Origin of the sequence: Gayadomonas joobiniege G7 (assembly GCF_000300815.1) — a bacterium.
In the GTDB taxonomy this organism is placed as follows: domain Bacteria; phylum Pseudomonadota; class Gammaproteobacteria; order Enterobacterales; family Alteromonadaceae; genus Catenovulum; species Catenovulum joobiniege.
Genome location: NZ_AMRX01000006.1, coordinates 406,601 through 428,106, shown reverse-complemented (window position 1 = coordinate 428,106; position 21,506 = coordinate 406,601). Strand labels below are relative to the sequence as shown.

The 21,506-nt window shown below is 40.7% G+C and carries 22 protein-coding genes; 9 read left to right on the top strand and 13 right to left on the bottom strand.

All coding sequences use genetic code 11. The annotated features are described in order from the left end of the window. Together C727_RS0109215 and rlmKL are read right to left on the bottom strand one after the other, a co-directional pair. A complete protein-coding gene (locus C727_RS0109215) occupies positions 1-234 on the bottom strand; it encodes a glutaredoxin family protein (protein ID WP_017445347.1) in 234 nt (77 codons plus the stop codon). Further along, positions 231-2,339, bottom strand: coding sequence for a bifunctional 23S rRNA (guanine(2069)-N(7))-methyltransferase RlmK/23S rRNA (guanine(2445)-N(2))-methyltransferase RlmL (gene rlmKL / locus C727_RS0109210; RefSeq protein ID WP_017445346.1), 2,109 nt, complete (start codon positions 2,337-2,339; stop codon positions 231-233). Before rlmKL ends, C727_RS0109215 begins: the two co-directional genes overlap by 4 nt. Positions 2,340-2,384: 45 nt before the next feature. Between rlmKL and C727_RS0109205 the strand changes: the two genes are divergently transcribed. Together C727_RS0109205 and C727_RS0109200 are read left to right on the top strand one after the other, a co-directional pair. After that, a complete protein-coding gene (locus C727_RS0109205; protein WP_017445345.1) occupies positions 2,385-2,741 on the top strand; it encodes a hypothetical protein in 357 nt (118 codons plus the stop codon). 42 nt (positions 2,742-2,783) lie between these two features. Further along, positions 2,784-3,689, top strand: a complete 906-nt coding sequence (locus C727_RS0109200) for a family 16 glycosylhydrolase (RefSeq protein WP_017445344.1) — start codon at positions 2,784-2,786, stop codon at positions 3,687-3,689. 48 nt (positions 3,690-3,737) lie between these two features. On the opposite strand, the gene C727_RS0109195 is transcribed toward C727_RS0109200, so the two are convergent. After that, a complete protein-coding gene (locus C727_RS0109195) occupies positions 3,738-4,397 on the bottom strand; it encodes a GntR family transcriptional regulator (protein ID WP_017445343.1) in 660 nt (219 codons plus the stop codon). 336 nt (positions 4,398-4,733) lie between these two features. After that, complete coding sequence (gene sohB / locus C727_RS0109185; protein ID WP_017445342.1) at positions 4,734-5,765, bottom strand: protease SohB; 1,032 nt, start codon at positions 5,763-5,765, stop codon at positions 4,734-4,736. Positions 5,766-6,550: 785 nt separating this feature from the next. Here sohB and C727_RS0109180 point away from each other — a divergent pair. The 4 genes from C727_RS0109180 to C727_RS0109165 are packed head-to-tail and all read left to right on the top strand — an operon-like array spanning position 6,551 to position 8,897. Beyond that, positions 6,551-6,898: an ArsC family reductase gene (locus tag C727_RS0109180; RefSeq protein ID WP_026052653.1), complete on the top strand. Its 348-nt coding sequence runs from the start codon at positions 6,551-6,553 to the stop codon at positions 6,896-6,898. Positions 6,899-6,910: 12 nt separating this feature from the next. Continuing rightward, the gene (dapE, locus tag C727_RS0109175) at positions 6,911-8,041 is read left to right on the top strand and encodes a succinyl-diaminopimelate desuccinylase (RefSeq protein WP_017445340.1); all 1,131 of its coding nucleotides are present in this window, start codon (positions 6,911-6,913) and stop codon (positions 8,039-8,041) included. After that, the gene (locus C727_RS0109170; RefSeq protein WP_017445339.1) at positions 8,042-8,725 is read left to right on the top strand and encodes a M15 family metallopeptidase; all 684 of its coding nucleotides are present in this window, start codon (positions 8,042-8,044) and stop codon (positions 8,723-8,725) included. It abuts the gene before it with no gap. Continuing rightward, on the top strand, positions 8,718-8,897 hold the full coding sequence (locus C727_RS0109165; protein ID WP_017445338.1) for a DUF2897 family protein: 180 nt from the start codon (positions 8,718-8,720) through the stop codon (positions 8,895-8,897). The genes C727_RS0109170 and C727_RS0109165 overlap by 8 nt, the downstream gene beginning before the upstream one ends. On the opposite strand, the gene C727_RS0109160 is transcribed toward C727_RS0109165, so the two are convergent. From C727_RS0109160 to C727_RS0109125, 8 genes are all read right to left on the bottom strand, one after another. Beyond that, positions 8,894-9,718 (bottom strand): DUF3025 domain-containing protein, encoded by an 825-nt coding sequence (locus tag C727_RS0109160; protein WP_017445337.1) that lies wholly within the window; start codon positions 9,716-9,718, stop codon positions 8,894-8,896. The two genes, C727_RS0109165 and C727_RS0109160, sit on opposite strands and share 4 nt — an antisense overlap. A gap of 1 nt (position 9,719) precedes the next feature. Beyond that, entirely contained in the window at positions 9,720-10,577 is an 858-nt protein-coding gene (rluB, locus tag C727_RS0109155) for a 23S rRNA pseudouridine(2605) synthase RluB (RefSeq protein ID WP_017445336.1), read from the bottom strand. Continuing rightward, positions 10,570-11,133 (bottom strand): SMC-Scp complex subunit ScpB, encoded by a 564-nt coding sequence (gene scpB / locus C727_RS0109150; RefSeq protein WP_017445335.1) that lies wholly within the window; start codon positions 11,131-11,133, stop codon positions 10,570-10,572. The genes rluB and scpB overlap by 8 nt, the downstream gene beginning before the upstream one ends. Beyond that, on the bottom strand, positions 11,117-13,384 hold the full coding sequence (locus C727_RS0109145) for a sensor domain-containing protein (protein WP_017445334.1): 2,268 nt from the start codon (positions 13,382-13,384) through the stop codon (positions 11,117-11,119). The genes scpB and C727_RS0109145 overlap by 17 nt, the downstream gene beginning before the upstream one ends. A gap of 44 nt (positions 13,385-13,428) precedes the next feature. Then, positions 13,429-14,544, bottom strand: coding sequence for a molybdenum ABC transporter ATP-binding protein (gene modC, locus C727_RS18255; protein ID WP_017445333.1), 1,116 nt, complete (start codon positions 14,542-14,544; stop codon positions 13,429-13,431). After that, positions 14,541-15,221 carry a molybdate ABC transporter permease subunit gene (gene modB / locus C727_RS0109135; protein WP_017445332.1) on the bottom strand — a complete coding sequence of 227 codons (681 nt, stop codon included), beginning with the start codon at positions 15,219-15,221 and terminating at the stop codon, positions 14,541-14,543. Before modB ends, modC begins: the two co-directional genes overlap by 4 nt. Positions 15,222-15,223: 2 nt before the next feature. Then, positions 15,224-15,943 carry a molybdate ABC transporter substrate-binding protein gene (modA, locus tag C727_RS0109130; protein WP_155949202.1) on the bottom strand — a complete coding sequence of 240 codons (720 nt, stop codon included), beginning with the start codon at positions 15,941-15,943 and terminating at the stop codon, positions 15,224-15,226. A 64-nt stretch (positions 15,944-16,007) separates the two neighbouring features. Continuing rightward, positions 16,008-17,258: a D-amino acid dehydrogenase gene (locus C727_RS0109125; protein WP_017445330.1), complete on the bottom strand. Its 1,251-nt coding sequence runs from the start codon at positions 17,256-17,258 to the stop codon at positions 16,008-16,010. Positions 17,259-17,379: 121 nt separating this feature from the next. Between C727_RS0109125 and C727_RS0109120 the strand changes: the two genes are divergently transcribed. Both C727_RS0109120 and C727_RS0109115 read left to right on the top strand, forming a co-directional pair. Beyond that, positions 17,380-17,820 carry a VOC family protein gene (locus C727_RS0109120; RefSeq protein WP_017445329.1) on the top strand — a complete coding sequence of 147 codons (441 nt, stop codon included), beginning with the start codon at positions 17,380-17,382 and terminating at the stop codon, positions 17,818-17,820. Between the two features lie 245 nt (positions 17,821-18,065). Next, positions 18,066-19,433 carry a sensor domain-containing diguanylate cyclase gene (locus C727_RS0109115; RefSeq protein ID WP_017445328.1) on the top strand — a complete coding sequence of 456 codons (1,368 nt, stop codon included), beginning with the start codon at positions 18,066-18,068 and terminating at the stop codon, positions 19,431-19,433. Here C727_RS0109115 and C727_RS0109110 read toward each other — a convergent pair. Next, positions 19,430-19,738, bottom strand: coding sequence for a hypothetical protein (locus tag C727_RS0109110; RefSeq protein ID WP_017445327.1), 309 nt, complete (start codon positions 19,736-19,738; stop codon positions 19,430-19,432). The genes C727_RS0109115 and C727_RS0109110 overlap by 4 nt on opposite strands. A 227-nt stretch (positions 19,739-19,965) precedes the next feature. Between C727_RS0109110 and C727_RS0109105 the strand changes: the two genes are divergently transcribed. After that, positions 19,966-21,504: a methyl-accepting chemotaxis protein gene (locus tag C727_RS0109105; protein ID WP_237742329.1), complete on the top strand. Its 1,539-nt coding sequence runs from the start codon at positions 19,966-19,968 to the stop codon at positions 21,502-21,504. Positions 21,505-21,506: the final 2 nt, after the last annotated feature.

Below are 21,506 nucleotides of genomic sequence, written 5' to 3'. Positions count from 1 at the left end.
TTAATCATCTAACCAGTTTATTATGCTTGTTCTATTAAAAGGCCAATCTAGGGTGTCGCCGGTGGCACTGTCTAAAAGCACGGGAATACGAGTACCATAGGTTGATACCATTTGTTCGCTGTCTGCGATATCTTGTTTTTTTACATGCTCAAGCAAACCCACTTCGGCCAATACGTACTCCGCTTCTTCGCATAAATGGCAGCCGTCTGTACCTAATAAAATCAATTCGCTCAAGCCGTTTTCTCACTTAGTTTAAACACTTGGCGGATATTGGCACGCCGTTTAAAGTCAAACGGTAGCGTTTGTTTGCTTAAATCTTTTGCCACTAACCCTGCTTCGGCTAAACCAGCTTCATCAAGTTTAAACGAGCGTAGGTTATTAGAAAAATAGATGGTACCACCCGGGTTTAATTGTTTTTTAGCCATTTCGAGCATAGCTAAATGATCACGTTGCACGTCAAAGTCATGATCGAGTTTTTTAGAGTTTGAAAAGCTGGGTGGATCGATAAAAATTAAATCAAATTTTTCGCGGTTGCGGCGCAAATATTCAATGCCGTCCATTGCAACAAATTGATGCCATGCGGTTTTGATGTTATTCAGCTCAAAATTGCGCTCACCCCACTCGAGATATTTTTTAGACAAATCAACTGAGGTCACTTGGGTTGCACCGCCTAAAACAGCGTGCACACTGACACTACAGGTGTAGCTAAAGAGGTTAAGCACTTTTTTATCCTGGCTTTCTTTTTGAATCAATGCACGCATGTCTCTATGATCTAAAAACAGGCCTGTGTCTAAATAATCATATAAATTGACATAAAACTGGGCTTTATTTTCGTTAACCACAATAAATTCGCCGCGCTCGTCGCGTTTAGTATATTGCTGACTGCCCTTTTGTCGCTGGCGGACTTTTAAGCTCACTTTGTTTGGATCCATATCCAATACCCAAGGTGCAGTGATTAATACATCTTGCAATCTGGCTTGCGTTTTTTCCAGCGCAATATTTTTAGGGGCTGCGTATTCTTGTATCACCAAATGGTCTTGGTAGATATCAATGGCGACATTGTAATTGGGTAAATCTGCGTCATATACGCGGTAACAATCTGTATCAGCCTTACGGGCAAGTTTCGAAACCTGTTTAAAGTTCTTTTTAAGACGGTTTTGAAACTCTGTGGCTATGCCTTCTCGTACTTTTTGATCGTCTGTTGCTTCAATTTGATAATTGGCTATCACACAGTCAAGTGTGGCGTTACGAACTTTATATTTTTTATCCGCTTGTAACTTTAATAAACGTAACTGATCAACTGATGAAGTGATTAAGGTTAAACGCCAGCCACCATGTTGACGTTTGATGTTTTGTGCAAAATCTAAATATAGGTTGGCCGTTTCTATTTGATCGGCCAAACGCTCGCCGTATGGCGGATTTGAAATAACTTGTCCGTTTTCGCTTTTTAGCCCTAATAGTTTGTATCTGGCGTCTGCGGTTTCAAAATGGATGCAGTCATCCACTAAGGCGTCCATCGCGTTTTGCCGAGCGGTTTTTAGCTCATGGTGATTGTTATCAAATCCAAAAATTTTAAGGGGCTTATCACTTTCTATCAGGCTGTCGTATTCGTCTTTAATGGCGCTAAATTGTTTGTGGTTATGACCAAGCCATTTGTCAAATCCCCAACTGCGACGCTCGCGCTGTGCTGGGATCTTGCGGGCCATTTGAGCTGCTTCAATTAATAAGGTGCCCGAACCACAAAAGTAGTCCACCAGTGGCACATTTGGATCGTCAAGCCACCCACTGCGCATAACAACAGCAGCTGCGAGGTTTTCTTTTAATGGTGCACGGCCTGCATCAATACGGTAGCCTCTTTGGTGCAGCGACTGGCCGCTAAGGTCGATAAAAATATGTGCTTGTTGTTTTATTAAGCGGCCTTGAATTTTTATGTCAGCGTTTTGTCGGCTAACATCAGGGCGGCGGCCAATTTCGTCGTTAAATTGGTCAACAATGGCATCTTTAACAACCTGAGCACTAAATTGGGTATTGCGTAAAGTTTGGGTGACGCCATTAAAGTCGACACTTAAACTAGCGCTGTCTTTAAATTGCATTGGCCAGTCAACTTGTTGAGTAATGGCGTAGAGGTCTTTTTTGTCTTTGCAAGGGCCGACGGCAAGTTCGAGTAAAACGCGGTTCGCGAGTCGCGACATGTAGCAGATGCGGTAAGCTTGCTCTAAGCTGGCTTCGATCCAGACACAAGATACGGATAGTTTGATTTCACTGATGCCAAAGCTTGTGAGCTCTTGTTCGAGCAGGTTTTCAAGCCCTTTAGATGTTGTTACAAGAAATTTTGCCATTGGTTGCCTCTATATGGTTGACGCAACATTATATAGCTCAACCCTTTGGGTTACAATTGCATCGGCTTTTTATCTTGCGCTGATGGCGGTGTTGGCGACAATGAGCAAACGGTTGCTATGGTTGTTTTATTCGCGAATTGTTTAAACATCGGCGGTGTTTGCGGAATGTCGGCTGCGCCGTTGGCGGAGCCGACCTACACTATAGCGCGATGTTTGAAGTTTCGTGTAGATACCACCAAAGGTGTTGGCGACAATGAGCAAACGGTTACTGTGGTTGTTTTATTCGCGAATTGTTTAAACATCGGCGATGTTTGCGGAATGTCGGCTGCGCCGTTGGCGGAGCCGACCTACTACTACCCCTCACTGTTTATATATAAACAACATGTTGCTTATTTAAATTAAGTGTTATATCTTACGCTCAGTTTTTGTAATTTTGGATGTCTTATGAATAAAGTTTTCAATTTAGCTTTGGTCGGTGCTGCGCTGGTTTCTAGTTATGCAGGCGCGTATGAGTGGGGAGATAAATTTCAGGCATTGCCAGAGGCACCGGATGGTTTTAAATGGGTGTTAAATCCTCAATTCACGGATGAATTTGATACTTGGGACTCAAACAAATGGCAGGCCAAACACGATTGGTGGGATGGCTCAGGCAAAGGCCGACCTGGTGCTTATGTTGAAGGTGACACCGCAGAAGATACCCCAAATGTAGAGATCAAAAACAGCAAGCTTTTTCTTTATGCTAAAGCGAATGGTCCCAGCGAAAAAAAATGGGTTGGCACCTCGGTTGTAGCTTCAAAAGAGCGACTAAGTTACGGCTATTACGAAGTAAAAATGCGCGCCTCTCAATTAGCAACCACTTCGTCTTTTTGGATGCAGGGAAAATACAGCGAAATCGATGTTATCGAAGCAATTGGTCGCCCGCAAGGCGGACATGCCGATTCATTTAGTACAAAGTTGCATAGCAATTATCATTATTTTCCAAACGGCTTTGGAAAACCAGGCTACGCACAAGGGCCGTCAGCAAATAAAAGCGGTATCCCAGGGGGTGTTGCAGACAGTTGGCATACTTATGGTATTTGGTGGAAAAATAATAAAGAAGCCTATATCTATTTAGATGGCAAACGAGTGACTGATTTTTCATATTGGAACGCCGACGGCAAAACTTGGGATAAATTAAGTTTTCCTGCCGAATTTAACGAACCTATGGTGATGTTTTTTGATACCGAAATTTGGAACTGGGGCAATGGTTCACCCGGAACCCCTTCTAAAGCCGAATTAGAAACCACCGATGGCTCAAATGCCATGCAGGTAGAATGGGTCCGAGCGTATCAGTTAGTGCCGGTTGAATAATTTATTCAAAAATATTTGTGGCGGCTGCTTGCTTCGCGGTGGATGTTTTTATTGCTCCACTGCACTTAACCAATAGTCGCCGCTATTATTAATGTGCTCAATTAGCGCCGCTTTTGCCCCTTGCGCATTTCCCTGTTCGAGGCATTCGATTAAGCGTCCATGCTCTCGTGTCGAAGAAACTAAGCGTACTCGATTTATTTTCATATTTGCATGTAGCGCTTGTGAAATGATCTTATGGCTACGCCATGTTTCAACCGCACTTTTATTATAATGGTTGCGGTACATTGTCCAATGGAACTCTGCATCCAGTGTCGCGTAATTTTGGTATTCATCTGGTGTAAGTTGGCATATATTTTGGTGAATATTTTTTAACGCTTGCAAATCTTCTTCGGTGTGTTGATTAATAAAATAAGAAATCAAATATGGTTCTAATAATTGGATAATCTCAAACACATCTCGCATGTGTTTGTATTCAAACTTTTTAACACGCGCTCCGCTGTTTTTTAAAACGTTCACAAAACCTTGGCCTTGCAATTGTTTTATTGCTTCACGCACTGGGTTTACACTGGTACCATATCGCTCTGACAATTTTGTTGTGACTAAGCGGTCACCACTTTTAAAAATGCCTTGTGAGATATCCATCAATAGTTTGGTATAGACACTGTTATCGTCTGAGAAAAATGTCGAAACATCATTAATATCAGCCATATTTTTTTATATCCGCCTTAATATTGAGATCATTTAATTGTGAACAATTAATTTTATATACTGATATTTGTATGCTTTACATGAATCTGACACTTTATGTGCGATATATTTTATTTTTTGTTTAAATTATCTGGCCATTGTTTGCGTGATCTGCGGTTAAAACAACCAAGTTGCTCGTTTGCTCGTTTGCTCGTTTGCTCATTGTTGCCAACGCCTGCGGCGGTGGCAACCTACAGTAGGTCGGCTACGCCGAAGGCGCAGCCGACAACAGGCAAACGCCACCGTTGTTTAAACAATTCGCGAATAAAACACGGTACGAGTTATGGTGGGCCAATTTTATTGGTAGCGTGATTCGGTTATACGCGAGTACAAACGGGTTAAGGTGGTGTCGACAAAGCTAGAAGCAGCAAGTGGTAATTTGTCGGCTAAATTTTTGTGCTGTTTGTATTTAAATTTAAACACTTCAGCATTGTTTAATTTATCACAAATATAATCATCACTGGTTTGCAGTTCATCTAACAGTCCCAGCGCTTTTGCCTGACTCGCCATCCAGTGTTCCCCGGTGGCTACTTTGTTTACATCCAACTGCGGGCGGTAGGTCTGGATATGCTCTACAAATAATTGGTGAATTTCTTCAAGCTCCTGTTTAAACTTTTCACGCGCTTTATCTGTGTTTTCGCCAAATATAGTCAGCGTGCGCTTAAATTCGCCAGCCGTCATTTGTTCAAATTCGATATCATGTTTTTTAAGTAATTTATTAAAATTTGGCATTTGTGCAATCACACCAATAGAACCAACAATCGCGAAGGGTGCAGCCACAATTTTGTTCGCAACACAAGCCATCATATAGCCGCCGCTGGCCGCCACCTTATCTATTGAGACGGTTAGTGGGATATTTTTGGCGCGGATACGCGCTAATTGTGATGCGGCTAAACCATAACCATGCACCACACCACCACCACTTTCAAGGCGTACTAAAACTTCGTCTTTTTCGGTCGCCGCTGCCAACACACCGGTCACCTCATGACGGAGCTGCTCAACTTCGTGTGCATCCATACTGCCGTTAAAATCGATTACAAATAAACGACTTTTTTCATCTTTATTAGTTGTTTTGTCTTTATTTTGGGCTTTAGCCTGCTTTTTAGCTTCTTTTTGTTTTTCTTTTAATTGTTTTTCTGTCAGCAGATGTTCGTTGACATAGTCTTTCATCTGCTTAAATTCGTCACTGATGTTATCAACCACCAGCTCACCTTTTTTACTGCTTTTTTGTTTTTTAGCTGCGGCGATCAGAGCGAGCACAACGCCGATAGCAATCACTATGGTCGCTGTTTTGGCTAAAAACAGACCATACTCATGCAAAAATTCCATATTTAGACCTTAATTAATGAGTTATTTAGCAAACATATATATATGGGTTTATGTAAAGATGACAAGTTTTTTAACAAAAATAGTTTATGCACAAGCAAAGGAGTTACCCACATGAAACTTGCATAAAACTTACTTTATCTACTTTATTCAGGTTAAAAAAGATCACTAGTTAAAAAATAGACAGCTTATTAAACTTATATATATCAACTAGTTAACAAAAGTATAAGTATAATTCCACATAGATATCCACAAATTCAGTGGATAAAGCAGGTTTTATACAACTAAGTTATACATTCAGGCCTTTTTTTAAGCAGTAAAATTATTTTATGCTCAAAAATACACCAGAGCTTTAAAAAATTTAGGGTTTTATACTATTTGATCTATTTATGATCAATAAGTGATCACAGGTAATCTGATTAGGCTGTGGAAACTGCTCTAAATTCAACCAAAAAGATCTAATAGAGGCTTCTTTGATTAAAAATCATACAGTATTTTTTTACTTTAAAATCAGATAGTTAACCATTATACACCGAGTATTCAACAAGGTTATCTACAGCTTCTGTGGATCAACTGGAATAAGCTAATTTTTAATCACATGATGATCAAAAATTACCGCTAAATTGTGCACCAATTTAATGAATATCTATAGTTAAACACAAGTTATCAACAATATACAGTGATTACTGTATGAGTTTGTGGATGGTATACATGGGATATATTCACACTGTGCTGTATAACTAAAAAAGGGTAGAATGGTTTTTTATTTATTTGCACGAGGACGACTGATGACAAAGCTCTATGGTATCCCTAATTGTGATACGGTAAAAAAGGCTAAAAAGTGGCTGACTAATGAAAACATTAGTTATGATTTTCATGATTTTAAAAAACAAGGCCTAGAGCAAAACAAAGTCGAAAGCTGGTTGGCACAGTTAGATTGGCAAAAGTTATTAAATAAAAGAGGATTAACTTGGCGCCAACTCGACCAGCAAACAAAAGACGCGGTGAACGAGCAAAATGTGGCTAAATTATTGGTCGCGCACCCCACTCTGATTAAAAGACCGGTTGTTGAACATAACGATCAGGTTTCTGTTGGATTTAACGATGCTCAGTTTACTGCACTATTTAAAGATTAAGGATAGCTTATTATGAGTGAAGTACTGGATTTATTAAAAGATTTGATCTCGCGTGAGTCTGTTACCCCAGAAGATGCTGGCTGTCAAAGCATGATGGCTGAGCGTTTGTCGGCTGTCGGTTTTAATATTGAGTCTATGGTTTTTGAAGATACAACTAACATGTGGGCGAGACGCGGCCAACAAGATCCTGTGTTTTGTTTTGCTGGACATACAGATGTAGTGCCATCAGGCCCAGCTGAACAATGGCAAACCCCACCCTTTACCCCAACAGAAGTAGACGGATACCTGCATGGCCGTGGTACAGCCGATATGAAAGGCAGTTTAGCAGCTATGCTTATTGCGACCGAAAACTTTGTAAAAAAACATCCAGATCATAAAGGTTCAATCGCGTTTTTAATTACCAGTGATGAAGAAGGCCCATTTATAAATGGCACCACACGTGTGATAGATACCTTAGAAGCCAGAAATGAAAAAATGACCTGGGCTTTAGTGGGTGAACCATCCAGCACTGAAAAAGTGGGTGATGTGATTAAAAATGGCCGGCGTGGCTCTTTAAGTGGTGATTTGTTGGTTAAAGGGATTCAAGGGCATGTTGCTTATCCGCATTTAGCAAAAAACCCAGTGCATTTAGCAGCCCCTGCGCTTGCTGAATTAGCACAAACGGAATGGGATCAAGGAAACGAATTTTTTCCACCCACCAGTTTTCAAGTATCAAACATTAACGGCGGCACAGGCGCAACTAATGTGGTACCCGGCGAGCTTAAAGTACAGTTTAATTTTCGCTATAGCACTGAGGTGACCGCGGATGAGCTGGTGGTCAAAGTGGAAAACTTGTTAGCTAAACACGGTTTAGATTACGACATTGAATGGACGTACAATGGTCTACCATTTTTGACAGATGCTGGCCCTTTAGTGGATGCAGCGGTGGATGCTATCAATGAAACTTGTGGTTACAAACCTCAGTTGTTAACAACGGGTGGCACCTCTGATGGCCGTTTTATTGCGCCAACCGGTGCTCAGGTTGTCGAGCTGGGTCCGGTGAATAAAACGATACATAAAATTGATGAATGCGTAAAAATTGCCGATATAGAAGCATTAGCAGTCATTTACGAAAAACTGCTGGTTAATTTGTTGGCTAAATAAATGACAATGCCATTTACCGCTTTGCAAGTGCTGGGTTTGTGCGATTCGCATTTAACTCAGCTCTATCCGAATCATAGCGTACATAAGGATGCAGCCAAGGCTGTATTCGCATTGCAAAAATCTGCAAAAGCGGCAGGTTTTGATTTGCGCTTAGCTAGCGCATACCGGAGTTTTGACCGCCAATTAAGCATTTGGTGCGAAAAAGCCAATGGTCAGCGGGCTGTGTTGGATGTAAATAGCCAGCCTATCGACATTAGCCAACTGTCTGCCGATAAACTCATTAATGCAATATGCACCTTTACGGCAATCCCTGGAGCAAGTCGCCACCATTGGGGCAGTGATATAGATATTTATGATGCCAATGGGTTTGATGCAAACAACCGCCCTCAGCTGATAAGCAGCGAATACTCAGGGCAAGGACCAAGTGCGGCTATGTTTAATTGGCTGCTAAAAAATGCTGAAGACTTGGGATTTGCTTTTCCATACCTTGAGCACAAAAAAAACGGCATTGCCGTTGAGCCTTGGCATCTTAGTTATTTGCCCGTCGCTCGAAAAGCCCAACAAGTATTAACGCTAAATTGTTTTAAAACACATTTGGCGCAGCAAAAGTTTGCACTTTGTGATCGCTTGCTGCAAGATGCAGATACCTTGTATAAAAACTTAGTGGAGCAATATTATGTCTAACTGGATGGTGATATTATTAATTGTGGTTGCTATTTTGTTTATTGCTGGGCCAATTTTTATGCTGCAAAGCAAAGGTAAATTTAAATTACCCAAAAACTTTAAAAACACTCAAGGTTATGATCAGGAAGACGACGATTGGCCTAAAAAAGATAAAAACACTAACAAGAATTAGCGCTTGTCACGTCTAGGCCTAAAATAATCGGTATTTTTATAATAACTTAAACTCAGGTTATCACAGCTCCAACCTGGGATCCCCAATACAGGTAAAGGTGACAGGTTAGTTTTATCGGCGAATATATCCGCCTTTTGCATCAAATCTGTCACCTGATTATCTAGCTCTGAATATTGATCTTTAAGTGTTTTATTAAAAAACCTATCGTCAACTTTTATAAATAGGGCTTTTGCAGTCAACCCGATAAACGCTTCTAACGACATTTCGTAAATCGCATGGCCAAAAATAAAAGGTTTGATCTGCTGTTGCCAATGGTTACGACGATGCCAAAATACGTCAATCCACTGATGATTGCGCAGGTCGATTTTGTCTTGTTCGTTTTGATACGCCAAAACAATGCCACATTCGTCAAACTGGGTGAGTATATCTCTTTTGCGGCTGCGCTGACTGCTGCCATGCCGCTGTATTTGTTCAATATGCTGATGGTTTAAAGCTTGTTTACTGTTTGGAAACAAGCCCCATATACAAGCATTAAAAAAATCGTGCCAGCTTGAGTTTCGGGTTGGGATCTGTTTAACCCGATAAATAAAGTCTTCGTAACCACTCGCACCAGTCAGCGTTTCATCGTTTTGCTCGATAAACTCATAACCTAATTGCTCAAAACGGCTGGAACCCGTTTTGATACTGGCTGTTATTTCAGTCGGGGATGGAAAATGTTTAAAATTAAACCCATAAACCTGATGTAAATGTGCAAAAATATCCAACTGCCAAGGCGCAGTTGACCAGCTGATATGCTCGCTGGTCCACTTTTTTTTAGCCATTTTATTTACGAGTCGGTTTTTGACGTTGCCGCAGTTCAGTTTTACGGATCGCTTTACGAATGCGATTAGCTTTTAGGTTTTTAACCTTGTTATTACGGCTGACTTCTTTTTTCATCTCGATAGGACGCATATCGACCATTTTGCGCAAGTAGTTAACTTCTTTAACTTCAAGTTCAGCCCAACCGCCCATCGGCAAGGTTCTTGGTAAACTGATATCGCCATAACGTATACGGGATAAACGGCTCACCTGTACTTCTTGTGATTCCCAAATACGGCGAACTTCTCGGTTACGCCCTTCACTAATGGTTACATGGAACCAACGGTTAATGCCTTCGCCGCCTTGAAAGTTAATTTTATTAAATTTGGCTGGGCCATCTTCTAACTGGACACCCGATCTAAGTTTATGAACGGTTTCTTCGCTGACTTCACCAAAAACACGAACGGCGTATTCACGCTCAACTTGATTAGATGGATGCATTAACCGGTTTGCAAGTTCACCATCTGTGGTAAAAATTAATAAACCTGTTGTATTTATATCTAATCGGCCAACGGCAATCCAGCGGCCCTGTTTTAAAATAGGTAAACGATCAAACACGGTTTTACGATTTTCAGGATCACTCCGGGTGCAGACTTCGCCAAGTGGTTTGTTATAAATAATCACTCGGCAGGGTGTTTCCCACGCGCTTTTGGTATTAACGATATGGCCGTCTAGGCGAAGTTCCTGGCCTTCTTCTACTCGCTCACCTATTCCGGCGACTTTTCCGTTTATACTGACACGACCTTCTTCTATCGCTCGTTCCATTTCTCGACGAGAACCTTTACCGGCCCGTGCGAGTACTTTTTGAATTTTTTCAGACATCTGATTCTCCCGAATCTGAATGGTGGTTTAAGTTGTCCTGAACATCAGGTAAATCTGACAAACATTGTAACCCAAAATAATCTAAAAACGAGGGGGTGGTTGCAAATAAAGCGGGTCGTCCAGCCACTTCTTTGTGACCAACCACTTTGACCCAGCCGCGTTCTTGCAAAGTCCGCATGATTTGACTGCTCACAACAACCCCCCTGACCTCCTCTATCTCGCCGCGAGTAATCGGCTGTCGATAAGCGATGAGTGCCAGTGTTTCTAACATAGCACGTGAATATTTGGGTGCTTTTTCTTGCCATAATCGGCTTATCCAGGGACTAAATGTTGATTTAGTTTGAAACCGATAACCAGAAGCAGAATGCACCAGCTCTATGCCACGGTTTTCGTACAACAGCTCTAACTCGTTTAATAAATTTTTTATTTTACGGTTGCTAAGGTTAAAATCGCTAAGAACTGTATCTTTTAAATACGCAATGCTTAGCGGTTTACCATAGGCAAATATCGCAGCTTCGATAATTTGCATTAATTGTTGGTTATTGGCCTTGGGCATGTTCGTGTAAAAAGGCTTCGAAGTTGTTTACTGGCAAAGGACGACTATACCAGTAACCTTGGATTTCGTCACATTCATATCCGGCCAAAATATTTAAATGCTCTTGTTCTTCTACACCTTCGGCGATCACTTTTAAATTTAAGTTTTGGCCAAGCTGACACAAAGTTAACACAATTGCCTGATCTTCGCTGTTGGAATGCAAATTGCGGATAAACGATTGATCAATTTTTATTTTATCCACCGGAAAGTTTTTTAAATAAGATAAAGATGAATAACCTGTCCCAAAATCATCAATGGCTAAACAAATACCTAAACGTTTTAACTGGTGCAAAACATCAATACCAGCAGCATGATTTTCCATCACTATGCCTTCGGTCACTTCCAGCTCTAACATTTGTGGTGGTAACCCCGTCTGATCTAGTACTTTTTTAACCTTTTGCACAAAACCAGGTTGAATAAATTGCCGTGGCGATATATTTACAGCGATGCGGCTGTTTGCTGGCATCATTTTTTTCCAACCGGCGGCCAGTTGGCAAGCGCGTTTTAAAATCCAATCGCCGAGCTCTAAAATTAAACCTTGATGTTCAGCCAGTGGAATAAACTCACCCGGTGAGATAAATTCACCTTTGTCGAACCAACGGATTAAAGCTTCTGCCCCTACTATTTTTCGGCTCTGCAGATCCATTTGCGGTTGAAAATACAGCTCAAATGCTTCTTCCTGAATGGCTTTTTGCATGCGTTGGATCAGGTCTAACTGACGCGCGTGTTTTTCGCCAAGGTCGTTTGAAAAATAACGAATCGCAGGATGACAACTACCGGCTGAGTCCAGCGCAATTTTGGCTTGCAGCATTAACTGCTCTGAATTTTGACTACAATTAGGATATTCAGAAATGCCAATTTTGAGCGGCACAGTAATTTCGCCAACCTGAGTCGAAATGGTTTTATCAAACCTTGAGGTAATTTTATGCGAGACAACCGCTAAAATGTCGGCTTGTTTTTGCTCTGTTTTAAATAAAATCGCAAAACTGGCATCGGCAACATGGTAGATGTTTGATTCTATATTAAGTTCGTCCCGAACATTGTTAAATACCCCAGAAAGCTCTTTTGCAAAGCTCCTAACGCTGTCGGATGCTCCGGTGAGCCCATAGTTTGCCATTATCTCACCATATTCTGGCAACTCGATTAACATCAACCAAAAGTGTTTATGTGTTTCGATTAGATGATCTAAATCTTGCTCAAATTTAATGCTGTTATATAAACCAGACAAAGAGTGATGATGGGCTTGGTACTCAAGTTCACATTTTGCTTTTTTTTGCGCTGTAATGTCGCTAATGTGCACATCATACGCGGATATATCAGCTAACCAATTAATTTGATAACTTAAAAAATGAACCCCAACTTTATTTTCATATACTGGGCTGACACCCTGTTCGGCCGCTAATTTTAACTGCTTCTGATAATCTTTGTTAATAAGCTCAAGTGGTGATTTTAACCCAAAAAAGCGCACCATCTGGTTAGCAGCTGGGTTGTAATACGTTACTTTTCCGCGACTGTCGATGCTTAGCACAGGATTAGGATTTCGGGCTGGAAACAATGCTAATCGCTCGTTGTTATACGCCATCATAATATAATTACGCAAATACTTACCGGCTAATACAACCACCAATAAGATTAATAAACTACAGGCCACAACCATGATGAATGTTGCTGATAAAGACCCTTGCGTATTTTGATATTTAACATCAACCTGCTGATTTACATGTTGATTATATAACGCAAGAACTGGATTTAAACTGCGTCTGTGTTCGCTTAATAATGCAAGCTGATCGCGCGCGGCATCCCAGTCGACCGGCTGTTTGTTCATAATTGTATTAAAACTTGCACCAAGCTGGATAATACGGCTGATACCTTGTTCTAATTTTAATACAATATGTTTGTTGTCTGCTTGCGGCGATAACGACAATAAGGTTTCTTCTAACTGAGCAACTATGCTTTTATATTGGGCACTATAAAGCTGCATTTGTTGGCTGGCGTAATATTCATATAATAAACGTTCTTGCTCTATCATTAATAAAGAAATTTGACTGCTACGGCTTAAAGCCGGCAACTCATTGTTTATCAGCGATTGTGAGTTATCACGGATATTTTCGGCGTTAAAATAAACAACAGAGGCCAAAACGATAGCCAAAATTGAAGTCAATACAAATATACTATTCGCCCTGTATTGTAATTTTTTTAGTTTTCCAGGCAAAACCAGCTCCAAAAAGGAATTAAACTGTTTAATTATTATTTTAATTATTCAACCGAGACACTTTTAACCTGTGCCCATACTTGCATTCCTGGCATTAATTTTAGTCGTTCCACTGACAAAGCGGTTATTTCGGCAACCATATGTGTTTGTTTATCGTTGTTTTGTAAATTTAATCCAACCAGCGTCTGACCGTATTTATTGCATGGTTTGATAAATGTTATCAAGGCTTTAACCTGGTTTAAGATACTTGAATCTGTGGCGTTTGTTAATAGCAAACTCACGTCACGCGCGGGTATTCTTATTCGTATGGTTAAATTTTGTTCTAATTTAACACTGTTATTAACATAAATGGTTTGCCCATAAAGATTTAATTTGTACAAATGCCATTTGTCGAGCGATTCTTGAAGACTTGCCTGTAAAACACTGACTTTTTGTTTTTGTCGCCATAATATTGGGTTAAGCTCAACATGAGCTGGGCCGTGATTGATTACTTTACCTTGTTTTAATTGCACCACATAATCGGCGATTTGGCTTATTTCGGAAACCGAATGAGTAACATAATAGATAGGTATTTTAAATTTTTGATATATCTGTTTTAAATACCCTAAGATGACCTGTTTATGCTCATCATCTAGCGCAGCTAAAGGCTCGTCCATTAAAATCAGCTCTGGGCTGTTTAATAACATTCTGGCTAATGCCACCCGCTGTGCTTCTCCGCCCGATAACCTATTGGCTTTTTGTTTTAATAACTGGGTTATATTTAACAGCTCACATACCTGCAATAAACCGATAAGCGGTGGATTAACGGCACGTTTTTGGGCATAAATAAGGTTTTGTTTAACCGTTAAATGAGTAAACAAATTAGCTTGCTGAAATACGTATCCAATTTTTCGTTTATGGCATGCAAGGTGAGTAGAAGCGTCCTGCCAGGTTTGTCCTCGGTAGATAACTTTAGCGTTTGAGTGATTGTTTGCCAATGGCAATAAACCGGCAATTAAACGTAATAAACTGGTTTTACCACTACCAGACGGGCCACTTATCGCGGTAATGCCGGTTAACGGTAAAACAACATCAAACGATAGTTTAAAGTTTTTATTTAGCGCATGCGAAACCGAAACGCTTAGAGACTCTGTTGTATCTGACTGCTTATTTTGGCTCATTCATGCACCCGACTTGGTTGCAGCTTATATACCAGCCATAAAATAATAAAAGAAACAATTAACATAAAACCACTCAAAAAATGTGCTTTGCCGTATTCAAGCGATTCAACATATTCGTAAATCTGCACGGAAATAAGCTGAGTTTCGCCGGGAATATTGCCGCCGATCATTAATACAACACCAAACTCGCCTAAGGTATGGGCAAAACCCAATACGGCACCGGTGAATAAACCCGGTTTAATCATAGGGATCACTAAGGTAAAAAAACGGTCAAGCGGCCCTGCGCCCAAAGTTGCTGCGGCATCTAAGCTGCCGGTATGCAGTGACTGCATAGCGTTATAAATTGGCTGTAATACAAAAGGTAACGAATAAATGAGTGACGCTATTAATAAGCCGGTAAAACTAAAAGCAAGTTGGCCAAAGCCAAGCGCTAATGCAGCTTGTGAGAACCAGGTATTGGGTGCAAACGCCAATAAAAAATAAAATCCCAATACGGATGGCGGCAAAACCAATGGCAATGCAAACAAGGCGATTAATGGTCCTTTAAATATGCTTTTTGTTTTATTTAACCAATACGCTAATGGTGTGCAAATAATTAAAAGAATGAACGTGACTGCTGCCGCGAGCTTAAAAGTAAGCCAAATGGCTTGCCAGTCAGCATTTGAAAATTCGACCATGTTTATTGGTATCCAGCTTGTTGGATAATGGCTTTAGCTTTATCTGACTGTAAAAACTGATAAAAATCTTTTGCGTAGAGATGTTTTTCTGCTGCAGGCAATAATACCATGGCTTGCGCAATTGCTTGGTGATTGTCAGCGGGGACTAGTTGGTATTCTGGAGCTGGCACCTTTTTGCTAACGAGCTGAGATAAAGCAACAAAAGCGGCATCAGCATGCCCACTAGCAGCATAATGCCAGCTTTGAGAAATATTTTGTGCATAAATGGTTTGTCGGCAGTCTGGCAATTTAAACTGACCTTTTTTTATGGTTTGCTCAGCAGCTAAACCATAAGGTGCCAATTTAGGGTTGGCCATTATAAGGACCTGACACTGTCCGGTCCTTTTTTGTGGTTGCCATAATGCAAGTCGCCCAGTTGCATAAATATGGTAATTTGTGTTGAGCGTTTTATTTTGTTTAATCAGTTTTACAACTTTATCTGTATCAGCCGATAAAAAGATTTGATAGGGCGCACCATGTAATATTTGCGCATAAAGTTTTGCTGATGAGGCGTAAGTAAACTGGATCTGAGTTGACGTGTGTTTTAAAAACTCATTTTTTAATAATTGGCTAGTATGAATAAAATTACTGGCAACCGCGACATTAAGCGGCGTTTGACTGTGTGCTAAGGCCGGCCACACAGCAAATAGATAAATCGCAACAGAGATCCAACGAGTGCTCATAAAGCCCAATAAAATCACAAAAAATTAAGCATATCTATTCTTTTAATAAAGTGCAATAAGTGAGTTAAAGCGCATAATCCTGATAATTTAAGCGATTTGGCTGCTGGTTAATTAAATCGGCCAACAAACGTGCTGAGCCTGCTGCGAGTGTCCAACCTAAAGAACCATGGCCACTATTAAGATATAAATTTTTTATTTTGGTATTGCTAATGCGGGGAATGGCATCAGGCGTCATTGGCCTAAAACCAAACCAATGATCGTGGGCAGAACCCACTTTTGTGAATGGAAAAAGCTGTTTAAATGTTTGCTCTAATAACTGGAACCTTTTTTGGTTTATTTCTTGTGAATACCCAGCTAACTCAGCCATACCCCCCACTCTCACTTGGTTGCCAATGCGTGTGATGGCAATTTTGGTATCTTCATGCAATATCGTTGATTGTGGGTTATTTGAAGCGTCCGGCACGGTTAATGGCAAAGTGATTGAATACCCCCGGATAGGACAGATAGGCAAATTAATATACAGCGGTTTTAACAGGTTAACAGTGTGACAGCCAGCGGCGATCACACAGAGATCTGCAGAGATTTCGCCTTGCTCTGTTTGCACAGCTTTAAAACAATGATTGTGTTCTATGATTTTGTTAACAGACTGATTAAAAATAAACTTAACACCCGCTTGTTGAGCATGTTGCGCTAGGCTTTGCGTAAACAATCGGCAATTGCCCGTTGCATCTTGAGGGTAATGTAAACCAGCCCCAAAGCTACGGGTGCAACGGCTTAAACCGGGTTCTATTTGTTGGCATTGGCCGGCCGATAGGATATTGGCCGAAACGCCGAGCGAATGCAGTAGGTCGATGTCTTTTTCCATTGCTTGCGCTTTATAACGACTACTGTATAGCTGTAAAGTGCCAAGGTGACGGTCGCTGTAATCTATATTGAGCTGTGTTTTAAGCGCTTGTAACTCGCTTAAACTCAAAAGCCCAAGTTTAACCAGTTTTTGTTTATTTAGGAGGTATTTGCTCTGGCGGCAGTGATTTAAAAATTGCAATAACCAACTAAAGTACCTGCTTCGCATTGCTTGTGAAGTGATCTTAAAAGGCCCGTTAGTCTGTAGTAACCAGTGTAGCGCTTTTATTGGGATGCCTGGTGCAGACCAAGGGGCTGCCATAGTCGCTGATAACATGGCAGCATTGGCGAAACTGGTTTGCATAGCTGGCGCTTGATGGGAGTCGATAACAGTGACTTGGTGCCCCGACTGGTTGAGATACCAAGCAGAAGTCACACCGATAACGCCCGCGCCGATAACTAGGATCTGCATGTTAGTCTCCCGATAATGGTTAACTTAACCTTACTCTATGATTAAAATTCATACAAGTTTTAAAAAAACGCGCTACTATCAAAACTGCTTGATTTAATTTTAACCAATAAAAGGATTGATTATGTTAGTTACGCCTTATATAAATTTTAACGGCAATTGCAAAGAAGCATTAGCGTTTTATAACAAAGCTATGGGTGCTAATACCAAGTTTATGATGACTTGGGCTGAAGCACCGGATATGGATGATAAAAATCAGCCCCCTGAATATGAGCTTCCCGACGATTTAGAAAATAGCATTTTGCATGCATCTTTTGAGATTGGCGGACACGAGATTATGGCCTGCGATGTGCCTGCAAAAGAGTATAAAAAAGCCCAAGGTGTCTCTATTAGTATCGCCTTTGATAGTTTAAATGAAATTGAGCGTGTGTATTCTGAACTTGCTGCCGATGGTGATGTGTCTATGCCACTCACGGAAACTTTTTGGGCCGAACGTTTTGCTATGGTAACCGATAAATACGGTGTGCCTTGGATGCTTAATCTGTTAAAAGAGTGCCAGGGTTAAAACTAAATTTTACCCCCACATACTATCGCGGCGTTTTCCGGGTTGACGGCCAACCGCCGCGCCATCATAAATTAGCGCATTATGCTCACCCCCTTTCAGTTATTTGCTGAAAAAACATTGAAACGACAGCAATCGATCTAAAACCCAGTTCAAACTTTTGGTGATTTTATTTGCGTCCTCGCCGAACTATGCCATATTTGAACAGAGCTTAGTGTATCCCCATCAACCAATAACTCGGTCGACCAATGACAATTTGGCAACTGCTAAAAGAACAAACCCAATATGCGGTAATCTATTTTTTATTGACAAAAATTTGTATATTTTTATTTGCCGAAGGCCCAGATGCAATTTCCATGATATGGCTTCCGGCCGGTTTATCTTTATATCTGTATGTTAGAAAGTGCGGAATTAGAATTTTACCTACGGTATTTATAGCAAGTTTTGCTGCAAATTACTCTGGATGGTCTCATGAGTCTTTGATGGTGCAAATTTTAAGTACCAGTGCCACCGCCTTTGCTGCCAGTTTTTTTACATTGTTCGCAGGTGAATTAACTAAATGGGCGATACCCAACGGTGTTAATACCCCATCTGATATGTTGCGTTTTCTTTTATACTCCTGTTTATTACCCTGTTTAATTGTCAGTTTTATCATTACAGCAACGGTCGTTTTAGGAGATTATGCGCCGCCTGAGCCGTTAAGTTTTATCTTTTTTGCTATTTGTTTATCTAATATGTTGGGGGTTTTATTAATGGCGTCTGTATTATCATCTTATGAACGGCGTGAGTATGAAGCGCACCCCATTTCCCGTTATCGGTTATTAGGTTTTAGCCTCGCTATGGCCTCTATTTTAGCCTCGTTTTATTTTGGTTTATGGATTGCTTATCTCGCCCTGCCCGCGTTTGTAATGGTTATTTTTAACTCTAAATCTTTTTACTCCTATACGGCTCTGTTTGTATTAATCTGCGTTTTTTATGTTTGTGCAATTCAAATTTTTCCATCCCCCACTTATGTGAATAGCCGCCTAGAACTCATCGCTTTTTTATTCGCCGTTTCTTACACTTTTATCGCGATGGCCACTCAACAGCGTCGCTTATTAGTTGAAACCTCATTGCGGATTAAGTGGGAGCGTATGGCCCGCCACGACCAGTTAACCGGACTGGCGAATCGCGAAAGTATTTATTCATTAATCCGAGATGCTATCGAAAAAGCACAAGTGTCGGATTATTGTTTTAATATTGTGTTAATCGATATTGATCACTTTAAAGCTGTGAATGATACCTATGGCCATTCAGCCGGTGATAAAGTATTAACCGAATTTGCTAAACGCTTAGGTGAAACAATCAGAGCAACAGATGCGGTGGGCCGAGTTGGCGGTGAAGAGTTTTTACTATTTTTACCTGATACGGATAATAGAGGGGCTTTTATTTTATTAAAAAAAATCAAAGCTGCGATAGTTACAAAGCGCTTTTTAATTGGTGATATATCGATTAAAGTCACCTTTAGCGCAGGAATTTCACAGTACAAAAACAATATGACTATCGACAATCTTATTGAGTACGCTGATCAAAAGTTATACCAAGCCAAACGTGCAGGACGAAACCGCGTATATTAATCATCTGGCCCGGCTAGCGTAAATACCAGGTGTTTACGTAAGTCTTTAATTTTAAAACCTCGTTTAAATAAAAGTGCGCTCAAACGCTTTTGCCACAGGAGCAGCTCGGGCTCTGCCGCAGTTAACCCTGTTTGGGTTTTAAACTGCACCCGAACTAAAATGGAGGCTGGCAGCCGCTCGTAATCCATGCTGAACCAACATTGGGCCACTTCAGTTAGCTCATCAAATGCCTTTTGCTCTAGTTGATTTACCGCAGAGAGAACAGCAGCTTGCTGTTTTAATTGAACTTTTGATAGTTTTTTCATTTAAATAATCTGTAATTTTTTGCCAATTATATCGAAGGTCAAATTCTAGCGCCAGTTTGGTAAATTAATTGAGGTTTTATCATTCTGTTCGGTTTAATTAAATACAGTGTTAGCAGTTTGCGAAATCTAATATGAACTTATTAAGGCAATTAACGATTAGAAGCCGGCTTTTTATTATTCTAATTTTATCTTTTATCGGCTTAGCCTGTTTAACTCAGGTGAGCTTAGTGAAACATAATCTTATTTTACATAACCAACAACAAGATAAAATTGAACAAATTGTTCTAGGTGCCAACAGCCTAGTTAACCATTTTTATCAAATGGCTGAACGTGGGGAATTGAGCGAAAAATCGGCCAAAACTGCCGCCATTGAGGTTTTAAAATCCTATCGATATCAAAACGACAATTATGTTTGGGTTCAGGATTTTTCACCCAAGATGATTATGCACCCGTTTAAACCCGAACTAAACGGTCAGTCGTTGACAAATATTAGCGATCCGGATGGGTTAAAGCTTTTTGTGAAAATGGTGGATGTGGTTAAACAAAATGGCCGCGGTGTAGTGAGTTATAAATGGCCCAAACCGGGTGCTGATGAAGCCGTTGCCAAAGCCTCTTTTGTTGCCGAGTTTGAGCCTTGGGGCTGGATTATAGGTACGGGCGTTTATAATGATAATATAGCGCTTATTTATGCCCAGCAACGTAACATTATGTTGGCGATTTCTGTTGTTGTTTTAGTCATTATTAGTTTAGGGATTATGTTAGTTGCCAAAAGTATTGTTGCGCCGACAAAACAGGCGGCTGATTTGATGCAAAATATTGCCGCTGGCGAAAGTGATTTAACCCGGCAATTAACCGTTAGTGGCAAAGATGAAATCACAGCTTTGTCTCGATTTTTTAATACCTTTACCGAAAAAATTCAGCACTCGTTAATTGAAGTTTCGGCCTCTTCAAAATATGTTTTTGATTCTTCGAAAGAACTGGCACAAGTCACTCGAGCATCAAGCGAATTTGTTCAAGCACAAAATGACAATACAACTCAAGTAGCCACGGCTATGGAGCAAATGACAGCCAATACCAAAGAAATCAGTCAAAATGCCGAGCTGGCAGAACTCGCGGTTACTCAAGCCAAAAACCATACGGACACTGGTAAACACACGCTTGATATGACGATTGCTCATATTGAAGATTTGTCTGACAAAATTCAAAGTGTCACTAAAACTGTAAATGGGTTAGCAGACGAGAGCAATAATATTACGGCTGTGCTGGACGTGATTAAAGGTATTGCTGAGCAAACAAACTTGTTGGCATTAAATGCGGCAATTGAAGCGGCCCGCGCAGGCGAGCAAGGCCGAGGATTCGCGGTCGTCGCTGATGAAGTTAGAAATCTGGCTAGCAAAACAGGGGAAAGCACGGACGAAATTCAGCATATGATCAGCAAATTACAATCGTATGCCAAAGATGCGGTAGAAGCGGTACATGGCAGCCAAAGTGTTTCGGAAAAAACCGTTGCGACCGTTAACCAAGCAGGTGAAGCTTTGGCTGAAATTGATACTCAAATCGCTAAAGTATTTGATATGAACAGCGAAATCGCGCGAGCAACGGATGAGCAGTCGCAAGTGGCTACCGACGTAAATCTGCGGATTAATGAGCTCTCGCAAATGACCAGTGAGTCGATGGCAATGACAAGTCAGTTGGCGGCTACCAGCGAGGAGTTAAAATCGAGCAGCGACAAGTTATTTAATGTGTTACGGCGGTTTAAATTATAGCA